The organism is Vibrio sp. 10N.286.51.B11 (genome assembly GCF_041469245.1).
Taxonomy (GTDB): Bacteria; Pseudomonadota; Gammaproteobacteria; order Enterobacterales; family Vibrionaceae; genus Vibrio; species Vibrio crassostreae_C.
This window is the reverse complement of sequence record NZ_JBFRKI010000012.1, coordinates 433380-443589: the sequence shown is the minus strand read 5'-3', so window position 1 is coordinate 443589 and position 10210 is coordinate 433380. Positions and strand designations below refer to the sequence as shown.

At 43.7% G+C, this 10210-nt stretch carries 8 protein-coding genes; 3 read left to right on the top strand and 5 right to left on the bottom strand.

The genetic code is table 11. From position 1 onward, the window contains the following. Positions 1-974: flagellin (locus AB4154_RS08900; RefSeq protein WP_372122718.1), on the top strand; the 974-nt coding region annotated here is incomplete at its 5' end. Positions 975-1459: 485 nt separating this feature from the next. Here AB4154_RS08900 and crr read toward each other — a convergent pair. From crr to cysZ, 5 genes are all read right to left on the bottom strand, one after another. Continuing rightward, positions 1460-1969 carry a PTS glucose transporter subunit IIA gene (gene crr / locus AB4154_RS08895; RefSeq protein WP_004737851.1) on the bottom strand — a complete coding sequence of 170 codons (510 nt, stop codon included), beginning with the start codon at positions 1967-1969 and terminating at the stop codon, positions 1460-1462. 106 nt (positions 1970-2075) lie between these two features. Further along, entirely contained in the window at positions 2076-3800 is a 1725-nt protein-coding gene (gene ptsI, locus AB4154_RS08890; RefSeq protein WP_048660880.1) for a phosphoenolpyruvate-protein phosphotransferase PtsI, read from the bottom strand. A 136-nt stretch (positions 3801-3936) separates the two neighbouring features. Further along, positions 3937-4194: an HPr family phosphocarrier protein gene (locus tag AB4154_RS08885; RefSeq protein WP_004734263.1), complete on the bottom strand. Its 258-nt coding sequence runs from the start codon at positions 4192-4194 to the stop codon at positions 3937-3939. Between the two features lie 302 nt (positions 4195-4496). Beyond that, positions 4497-5465 carry a cysteine synthase A gene (gene cysK, locus AB4154_RS08880; protein ID WP_017061934.1) on the bottom strand — a complete coding sequence of 323 codons (969 nt, stop codon included), beginning with the start codon at positions 5463-5465 and terminating at the stop codon, positions 4497-4499. A gap of 237 nt (positions 5466-5702) precedes the next feature. Beyond that, on the bottom strand, positions 5703-6461 hold the full coding sequence (gene cysZ / locus AB4154_RS08875) for a sulfate transporter CysZ (protein ID WP_029235129.1): 759 nt from the start codon (positions 6459-6461) through the stop codon (positions 5703-5705). Between the two features lie 229 nt (positions 6462-6690). Here cysZ and zipA point away from each other — a divergent pair, with 229 nt between their 5' ends. Both zipA and ligA read left to right on the top strand, forming a co-directional pair. Continuing rightward, on the top strand, positions 6691-7734 hold the full coding sequence (gene zipA, locus AB4154_RS08870) for a cell division protein ZipA (protein WP_017061932.1): 1044 nt from the start codon (positions 6691-6693) through the stop codon (positions 7732-7734). Between the two features lie 92 nt (positions 7735-7826). Then, on the top strand, positions 7827-9839 hold the full coding sequence (gene ligA, locus AB4154_RS08865) for an NAD-dependent DNA ligase LigA (protein ID WP_372122716.1): 2013 nt from the start codon (positions 7827-7829) through the stop codon (positions 9837-9839). The last annotated feature ends 371 nt before the right edge of the window (positions 9840-10210 follow it).

Below are 10210 nucleotides of genomic sequence, written 5' to 3'. Positions count from 1 at the left end.
TGAACGTTCAAAGTCGTGGCCTTGATGTTGCTGTACGTAACGCGAACGACGGTATCTCAATTGCACAAACTGCTGAAGGTGCAATGAACGAGACGACTAACATCCTGCAACGTATGCGTGATTTGTCTCTACAATCTTCAAACGGCTCAAACTCAAAATCTGAGCGTGTAGCGATTCAAGAAGAAGTAACAGCACTGAACGACGAACTGAACCGTATCGCGGAAACGACGTCTTTTGGTGGTAACAAGCTGCTTAACGGTACTCACGGTACTAAATCATTCCAAATCGGTGCGGATAACGGTGAAGCTGTAATGCTTCAACTGAAAGACATGCGCTCTGATAACGCTCAGATGGGTGGTAAGAGCTACCAAACTGAGAACGCGAAAGACAAAGACTGGAACGTTCAAGCGGGCTCTAACGACCTAAAACTGTCGTTCACTGACAACTTCGGCCAAGCACAAGAAATCGACATCAGCGCAAAAGCGGGTGATGACATCGAAGAGCTAGCGACTTACATCAACGGTCAACAAGATTCTGTTAAAGCGTCTGTTACTGAAGACGGCAAGCTACAAATGTTCACAGGCAACAACAAAGTGAGCGGCGATGTGTCTTTCTCTGGCGGTCTTGCGGGCGAGCTAGGTATTCAAGCAGCTAAAGACGTAACGGTTGATACTATCGACGTAACATCTGTTGGCGGCGCACAAGAGTCTGTAGCAGTAATCGATGCGGCCCTTAAGTATGTAGACAGTCACCGTGCTGAGCTAGGTGCTTTCCAAAACCGTTTCGACCACGCTATCAGCAACTTAGACAACATTAACGAGAACGTTAACGCATCTAAGAGCCGTATTAAAGATACCGACTTCGCGAAAGAAACGACTCAGATGACTAAGTCTCAGATCCTTTCTCAAGCTTCAAGCTCGATTCTTGCTCAAGCGAAGCAAGCACCGAACTCGGCACTTAGCCTACTAGGTTAATCGATTGAAAAGCCACGTTGACCGATAGTGTTGACGTTAGGCTTCCACAAATTAGCTCGTGGTGAGAGATGAGCGCTAAACAGACCCAGCTTCGGCTGGGTTTTTTATTGCCTGAAATTTGGAGAAGAGAGGGGAGTTGTGGTGTTGGTAGTTGATTGGAAAGCGAGATTCCCTATCACGTTCGTGCCTCACTGTAGGGAATGACGGGAGTTGGGTATTGGTGACTCTATAGCTAACTGTATAGAAGAGGTCGGTTTGAGTAACAATCACTCAGGCTTAAACCATAGTGTTTAATCGTCATCCCAGAATCGAACCGAGCGAGATGTCAGGGATCTCTGTTCGTGAGAGGCCCAAAGAAGAAGGGGATTTGTAGTTGTTAGGTATAAGGCCAAAGCGGCTGGTAATCTGGCATTAGAACTATATAGCAGGCACAAAAAACGCCACCCTTAGGTAGCGTTTTAATTAAAGCAGATAAGTAATCGAGATTACTTAGTTACTTTAAGAACTGGAGTTTCGCCAACAGTTACAGAACCAGAAAGCTTGTTCAGCTCTTTGATTTCGTCCATGTTAGAGATAACAACTGGAGTAAGCGTAGATTTTGCTTTCTCTTCTAGAAGCGCTAGGTCGAAAGTGATGATAGTGTCACCAGCTTTAACAGATTGACCTTCTTCAGCTACACGAGTGAAGCCTTCGCCTTTAAGTTCAACAGTATCGATACCGAAGTGAACGAAAAGCTCAACACCGTCGTCAGACTCGATAGAGAATGCGTGGTTAGTTTCGAAGATCTTACCGATAGTACCGTTAACTGGAGCTACCATTTTGTCGCCAGCTGGTTTGATCGCGATGCCGTCACCAACGATTTTTTCAGCGAAAACTACATCTGGCACATCTTCGATGTTTACGATTTCACCAGAAAGAGGTGCGATGATTTCGATTGCACCAGCATCAGCGCTGTCATCAGATACAAGCTTTTTCAGTTTGTCAAACAGACCCATTGTGTCATGCTCCTAACGTTTAGTTTTATTCTGTAGAATATACTATACCAATCTAACAAATTAGACGACTATTTTTAGCCGTCTAACGTTATTAAGCGATTGGCGATTACTGAGTTTTCTCAGCGATGAACTTTTCTACGCAAGCTTCAATTTCAGCAGCTGTTGGTAGAGATAGTGCTTCGTCAGCCATAGCTTTAACTTCAGCGAAGTTAGAGTTACGGATTACTTTCTTAACTTTAGGGATAGAGATACCGCTCATAGAGAACTCATCTAGACCCATACCTAGAAGAAGTAGCGTTGCACGCTCATCACCAGCAAGCTCACCACACATACCAGTCCACTTACCTTCAGCGTGTGATGCGTCGATCACTTGCTTGATTACTGTAAGAACAGCAGGAGATAGTGGGTTGTATAGGTGAGAAATCATTTCGTTACCACGGTCTACCGCAAGAGTGTATTGCGTTAGGTCGTTAGTACCGATAGAGAAGAAAGATACTTCTTTCGCTAGGTGGTGTGCGATTGCAGCAGCTGCTGGAGTCTCAACCATTACGCCGATTTCGATTTCTTCATCGAAAGCTAGGCCTTCAGCGCGAAGTTCAACTTTGTACTCTTCGATTGCTTTTTTCAGTTCACGGATCTCTTCAACAGAAATGATCATTGGGAACATGATACGTAGTTTACCGTGTGCAGACGCACGTAGGATGCCACGTAGTTGGTCACGTAGGATTTCACGACGATCCAAGCTGATACGTACTGCACGCCAGCCTAGGAAAGGGTTCATCTCTTGTGGAAGGTCCATGTATGGTAGGTCTTTGTCGCCACCGATATCCATAGTACGGATAATCACTGACTCGCCTTCCATTGCTTCTGCTACTTCTTTGTAAGCAACGTATTGCTCTTCTTCAGTAGGAAGCGCGTCACGGTCCATAAATAGGAATTCAGTACGGTACAGACCAACGCCTTCACCGCCGTTACGCAGGATACCGTCACAGTCTTTTACTGTACCGATGTTGCCACAAACTTCTACACGGTGACCGTCTAGAGTTTCAGCGTGTAAATCTTTTAGTTTTGCTAGTTCAGCCGCTTCTGCTTCGAAATCTGCTTTGATTTTCTTAGCTTCTGCTAGTTCAGCTTCAGAAGGGTTGATGATGATCTTGTTGTTCATCGCGTCTAGCACAAGCATGTCGCCGTTCTTAACTTGCTTAGTGATATCGTTAGTACCAACGATAGCTGGAAGCTCAAGAGAACGTGCCATGATTGAAGTATGAGATGTACGACCGCCGATGTCACAAGCGAAACCAAGAACGTAGTCTAGGTTGATTTGTGCAGTTTCAGATGGCGTTAGGTCGTAAGCTACTAGGATAACTTCTTCATTGATATCTGCTAGAGATACAATGTTGATGCCTAGAGCATTTTTAACGAAACGAGTACCGATATCACGGATATCAGTTGCACGTTCTTTTAGGTACTCATCATCAAGAGACTCTAGTGCAACAGCTTGCTCTTCGATCACAGTGTGGATCGCGTTGTCTGCGTGCATCTTGTCTTTCTTGATGAGTGCTAAAATCTCTTCTTCTAGCTCTTCATCTTCAAGCAGCATGATGTGGCCTTCAAAGATTGCTTCTTTTTCTTCGCCAAAAGTTTCAAGTGCTTTTTGCTTAACAACTTCAAGTTGTTGAGAAGATTTGTTACGAGCGTCAAAGAAACGCTGTACTTCTGCTTCAACTTGGTCGTCAGAGATAGATTGAGTGTTTAGGACAATTTCATCTTCTTGAAGTAGTAGTGCTTTACCGAAAGCAATACCAGGAGATGCTAGGATGCCTGAAATCATAGCCTTACCTTAGTTGTTCAACTGTAAACGGGAGAGTGTGTGACTTTAAGTCGTCGACTAATGTCGCGCTTATTCCTATCTATTTCGAACAAAGCCACTTTGCTATGCAAAATGGCTTTGAAAGAAGGAGACCGTATTAGTGTAGTTGATCCATAAGAGCAACTAGGTGGTCTACTGCTTGCTGAGCTTGAGGACCTTCAGCTGAAATAGTAACGTTAGTACCTTTTACTAGGCCTAAAGTTTGTAGTTTGAACAGGCTTTTCGCGCTAGCGCTTTTGCCGTTAGAAGTCACTGTGATGTCAGCGTCGAAAGATTTTGCTTCTTTAACGAACTGTGCAGCTGGACGAGTGTGAAGACCGTTTTCTGCTGTGATTTCTACTTGCTTCTCGTACATTTTATATACCCCAATTAATTTATTTTTTGTAAGTTTGTAACCAGATTAGCTTAACTGCTTTAGCCCAAATGCGCTAGAGGCTAGTACGCCATGTTCGTGTTAGAACTTAGACTGGTTATAAATTTTTATCCAGCCATGGTCGTCTTTTGCTGAGTACTCATGACTTTAAGAACTTGTTTATTGCTTCTTTTATTTTGAAGCGAAAAATAAAACAGACCCGATATTACCAAAGGTGGGGCAGGGATCAACAAAAAAGCCCCTAAACGGGGCTTTTTTGGACGAAAAATTGATTTGACCACATATTATTGTTGGTTCTCTTTTTCCGTAAAGATGCCAGCAAATAGGGCTGTGCTTAGGTAACGCTCACCAGAGCTTGGTAGTACAGTAACGATAGTTTTTCCTGCAAATTCAGGTAGTTCGGCGATTCTGTTTGCTGCTACAACTGCCGCGCCAGATGAGATGCCTGCAAGAATACCTTCTTCTTTCATTAGGCGTTGAGCCATCTCAATCGCTTCTTCAGAAGTTACCGATTCAACACGGTCAATAATCTCTAAATCTAGGTTTCCAGGGATGAAACCTGCACCGATACCTTGAATTTTGTGTGGAGCTGGTTTGATTTCTTCACCTGCAAGTGCCTGTGCAATCACTGGAGACTCAGCCGGCTCAACCGCGACTGAAGTAATCGCTTTGCCTTTTTCACCTTTAATGTAACGACTCGTACCAGTGATAGTACCGCCCGTACCAACACCCGCTACAAACACGTCGATTTCGCCGTCTGTTGCTTCCCAAATTTCAGGACCAGTCGTCTGCTCGTGAATCTGTGGGTTAGCAGGGTTGTTGAACTGTTGAAGTAGTAGGTACTTGTCTGGGTCTGAAGCAACAATCTCTTCTGCTTTAGCAATCGCGCCGTTCATGCCTTTTGGTGCTTCAGTTAGCACAAGGTTTGCGCCAAGCGCTTTAAGCAGCTTACGACGTTCTAGGCTCATTGATTCAGGCATAGTTAGCGTTAGTTTGTAACCGCGTGCTGCTGCTACGAATGCAAGTGCAACACCTGTGTTACCACTAGTCGGTTCAACAAGCTCGATACCTGGCTTAAGCGTACCTGCTTTTTCTGCTTCCCAGATCATATTAGAACCGATACGGCACTTAACACTGAAGCTTGGGTTACGAGCTTCGATCTTAGCTAGGACGTTACCTTTGCTTACTTTGTTAAGGCGGACTAGAGGTGTGTTACCAATCGTTAGGGTGTTGTCTTCGTAGATCTTGCTCATGCGATATTCCTTCATTTAATGACAGAACTAAACGTAGTATATCAATCACTTTACCGTCTAGTGTCTTTCGATGTTTGTTCAGCTTGAATTTAGATTAAACAAGTTGAAAAAAAGGTAAAAGGATTAAAAAGTTATATCATATAGATATGTAGCAGAATTGACGCCTATCTTTATTGAAATCAGAACTTCAAAAAGATAGGCGAAACTAGGAAGTGTAGAAAGGGTTAGAGACGAGAACTATAGACGAGAACGTAGAGCTTGGTCTTTAAACTCAGCAACCCACATTGCTGTCGCGCCACAAACGGCAACGGGCATCACAATCAGGTTTAAAATTGGAATAGTAGTGAACACAGAAACAAGCGCGCCAAAGCTGTAGCTCTTACCTTGTTTTTGTTTCAAATTGTTTCTCATGTCATCAAATTTGATTTTATGGTTATCGAACGGGTAGTCGGCGTATTGAATCGCTAACATCCATGCTGTGAAAATGAACCATAAAAACGGAGCAACGGTTTGCCCTAGTGCTGGAATTAACAAAAGTAGGAATAAACCGATCGCTTTTGGCAGAATGTAGACAAGCTTGCGCCATTCTCTCGCTAATATACGTGGGGTATCTTTGAGGACATCAAGTAAACCATCGTCATTAACTTTTTTACCGCTCAACAACTCTTCAACTTTTTCCGCGAGTAAACCGTTGAACGGTGCGGCAATGAAGTTAGCGAGCGTGCTAAAGAAATACGAGAATGTGGCCAAGACGGTTAACACAAGTAATGGCCATAAAATGTATGACAACCACGACAAGAAACTTGGCAATGCACCAATCCAACCTTCAATCCAAGTGTTTAGGTTGGAGAAGATATAAAACAAGGCACCACCAACGAGTAACACGTTCGCGATAAGTGGCATTAGTACAAACTTACGAATGCTCGGTGATAAAGCGATTTTTATTCCGAAAATAAAATAGCCAAAGCCGGAGCGGGGAACAGATTCAATAGTCATATTTAAATTAGGTCACATGTGAATTTGGTTAAATAGCAAACATGTCTAGTGTACTCGACCGAAATTAAGAAAAAAAGCGTGGTGAAAATCACACCATGTAAGGAACTAATTGTATTAAGTTGTTCTAAAACAGTGGCTACTTTTGATAGAGTAGTGAGATTAGCCAAATTAACCCAACTTAGTGACAGCGTGTTTATAGCTAGTTGACTAAGAAAGCTGAGAGCGAAAAATGCAGGAATTGCGATTTGTACTCATTATTGTTGGCGCATTAGCTATCGCCGCATTATTGTTCCATGGTCTATGGACGAGTAAAAAAGAAGGGAAAGCAAAGTTTGGAGATAAGCCGCTCGGTAAGCTTGATAACGACAGCTTAGATGAAGCAGAAACTATTCCAAACCGTTCATTCGCCCCAGAAGATGATTTTGAGATAATCCGAAAAGAACGTAAAGAGCCGGATTTTGCTGTTTCACCCTCTGATACTGATCCGCTGATCGACTCAGATCCGCTAACAGCGCCACAAGCGAAAGAAGCTTACGAAGATGATATCGAATTAAATGATCTTCCTTCTTTCAGCGTAGAAGACCCAATTAAGGTTGAAAGTGAACCTGAAGTGATTGAGGAAGAGAAGGACGTTGAGCCTGAAGTTCCAAGCTTTGAGTTGACTGACGAGCAAAAAGAAAACCATGCCGGCTTTAAAGTGCAGTACGGTTCGTTTGAAGAGCCTTCTGAAACAGTTGATGAGCCAGTCGTTCCAAACGAAACGCTTACTCAAAGAGAGCCCGTTGTTGCGAAAGAAGTCGTGACTCCGCAAAGTGCGACTGTTGAAGAAGCAAAACCAGATGAAGAACTTGGTTTAGAAGTGATCGTTCTTAATGTTCACTGTGCTGGAGAGATCCCATTCGTTGGGACTGAACTTTTCCGCAGCATGGAGAACAACGGTTTAACTTATGGTGAGATGTCTATTTACCACTGCTTTGCACAATCTACAGATGCACCAAAGGTTATTTTCAGCGTTGCAAACATGATGCAGCCAGGAACGCTAGAACATGATGATCCTGCTGACTTCACGACTAAAGGTATTTCGTTCTTTATGACGTTGCCTTGTTATGGTCAAGCTGATCAAAACTTCAATGTGATGCTGAGTGCGGCGCAGAAAATTGCTGACGATATGGGCGGAAACGTGTTGGATGAGTCACGCAACTTAATGACACCAAACCGTTTATCTGACTACCGCAAGCAAATCAGAGACTTTATGACGGCATCGAATGCCTAGCCGTATTGTTTAGCCTTGTAAATAATCTATATTTATAGAAAAGGGCTCCTAAGGGAGCCCTTTTTGATATTTCAATCACGATAGAGAATGATATGAAAGAATCGATTCAAGTTACCTTAGAGCAGTTAAGAGAAACTCTGCATTATCACGCCGTTCGTTATTACGTAGAAGATAGCCCTGAGATCCCTGATGTCGAGTACGATCGATTAATGCAGCAATTGCTAAAGATCGAAGAAGAGAACCCGGAACTAGTGACGGTAGATTCTCCGAGCCAACGTGTTGGTGGTCAGCCTCTCGATGGTTTCACTCAAGTGACTCATGAGATCCCAATGCTTTCTCTGGACAATGCTTTCTCTGATGAAGATTTGGATGCGTTCAATAAGCGAATGTCTGATAGAGCGCCAACCGCTAACCTCAAGACTTTCTGTTGTGAACCTAAGCTTGATGGCCTTGCCGTTAGCCTACTCTATGTGAATGGTATTTTAGTTCAGGCTGCGACACGTGGTGACGGTGCGACGGGTGAAAACATCACTGAAAACGTGCGTACGATCAGCTCTATCCCACTTAAGTTACAAGGTGAAGGCTGGCCGCAGCGTATTGAAGTTCGTGGCGAAGTGTTTATGCCAAAAGCGGGTTTCGATAAGTTGAATGAGATGGCGTTGAAGAAAGGCGAGAAAGTATTTGTTAACCCACGTAATGCCGCCGCAGGTAGCCTGCGTCAGCTTGATTCTCGTATTACTGCGAAACGTCCGCTAGCTTTCTACGCATACAGTGTCGGTGTTGTACAAGGCGCTGAGCTATCAAATAGTCACTACCAACGCTTTTTACAGCTTAAAGGTTGGGGCTTACCTATGTGCCCCGAGACTAAGCAACTGAGCTCTCTCGAAGGCGTGAAAGCCTATTACCAAGATATTATGACTCGTCGTGATGCTCTGGCTTACGAGATTGATGGCGTTGTTATCAAAGTCGACGATATCGCGGCTCAAGAAGTACTTGGCTTTGTTGCACGAGCGCCACGTTGGGCAATTGCTTATAAGTTCCCAGCTCAAGAAGAGATTACACTGCTCAATGACGTTGAATTTCAGGTGGGCCGTACTGGCGCTATTACGCCGGTTGCTAAACTGGAACCTATCTTCGTTGGTGGCGTGACAGTCAGCAATGCCACTTTACACAATGCCGATGAGATTGCGCGTTTAGGCGTGAAGGTAGGCGACAGCGTTATTATTCGCCGTGCAGGTGATGTTATTCCGCAAATTGTGGCTGTTGTACTAGATCGTCGCCCTGAAACGGCTAGAGACATTGTTTTCCCTGATGCTTGCCCTGTATGTAACTCTGCAGTAGAACGCGTTGAAGGCGAGGCTGTAGCGCGTTGTACAGGCGGTTTGGTGTGTCAGGCTCAACGTAAAGAAGCGCTTAAGCACTTTGTGTCGAGAAAGGCGTTGGATGTTGATGGTCTTGGCGTAAAGGTGATAGAGCAGCTTGTAGACCGTGAAATGGTAGAAACGCCCGCTGACTTGTTCAAGCTCAGCGCGGGAGTGATTACAGTTCTTGACCGCATGGGGCCAAAATCGGCGCAAAATGTAGTTAGTGCACTTAATAAAGCCAAAGACACAACATTGGCACGTTTCCTTTATTCGTTAGGTATTCGTGAAGTGGGTGAAGCAACTGCGATGAACTTGGCGCAACACTTCAAGACGTTGGAGTTGGTTCAAGCAGCAACCCATGAACAGTTAGTTGAAGTGTCAGATATTGGTGACATCGTCGCTAGCCACATCACAAGCTTCTTTTCGCAAGAGAAAAACAGAGCTGTAGTCGAGCAGTTGCTAGAGCTTGGTGTTAACTGGCCTGCAATCGAAGCTGTTGCGGATGACCAAGAGCTACCGTTAGAAGGTAAAGTCGTTGTGTTGACGGGTTCATTGTCGCAATTAGGTCGTAGTGAAGCGAAAGCCGCTTTGCAGGCTTTAGGTGCAAAAGTAACCGGTAGCGTGTCTAAGAAAACGGATATCTTATTCGCGGGTGAAGCCGCTGGTTCTAAACTGACTAAAGCACAAGATTTAGGTATCGAAATAAGAACAGAAGAAGATCTAATTGCACTTATTTCGTAAGTAAAACAAGGTAAAAAAAGCTCAAAGGCACTCCTTTCAAGGGAGTGCCTTTTTTGTTTCTGATATAAAAATGAGGGCTTTTTAATTGTTGAGAATTTTGTTCCTATACGAACTCTAAAATCAGGACAGTGACGCTGCTCAACATTAATGAAATACCATTGTAGTTGTATCAAAAATGCGAGTCATATCTATTTTTACAAAGTGATAATTACCTCAAGTTGTTGAATTTATTGGTATTGATTTTGTTTTGGTGAGGATTTTTCTATTTATCGATCTGGATCACTAAGTACCTATTAAATTTGCACCAACTCATATTTTTTTAGATGAAAATTAAGTTCTCATTGATCTTTTTGAGGGCGAAGTTAGTCTTA

What these genes read in the sequence shown, in the direction of transcription:
- crr (WP_004737851.1), bottom strand. Translation starts at nt 1,969, where the DNA reads ATGGGTCTGTTTGACAAACTGAAAAAGCTTGTATCTGATGACAGCGCT.
- ptsI (WP_048660880.1), bottom strand. Translation starts at nt 3,800, where the DNA reads ATGATTTCAGGCATCCTAGCATCTCCTGGTATTGCTTTCGGTAAAGCA.
- AB4154_RS08885 (WP_004734263.1), bottom strand. Translation starts at nt 4,194, where the DNA reads ATGTACGAGAAGCAAGTAGAAATCACAGCAGAAAACGGTCTTCACACT.
- cysK (WP_017061934.1), bottom strand. Translation starts at nt 5,465, where the DNA reads ATGAGCAAGATCTACGAAGACAACACCCTAACGATTGGTAACACACCT.
- cysZ (WP_029235129.1), bottom strand. Translation starts at nt 6,461, where the DNA reads ATGACTATTGAATCTGTTCCCCGCTCCGGCTTTGGCTATTTTATTTTC.
- zipA (WP_017061932.1), top strand. Translation starts at nt 6,691, where the DNA reads ATGCAGGAATTGCGATTTGTACTCATTATTGTTGGCGCATTAGCTATC.
- ligA (WP_372122716.1), top strand. Translation starts at nt 7,827, where the DNA reads ATGAAAGAATCGATTCAAGTTACCTTAGAGCAGTTAAGAGAAACTCTG.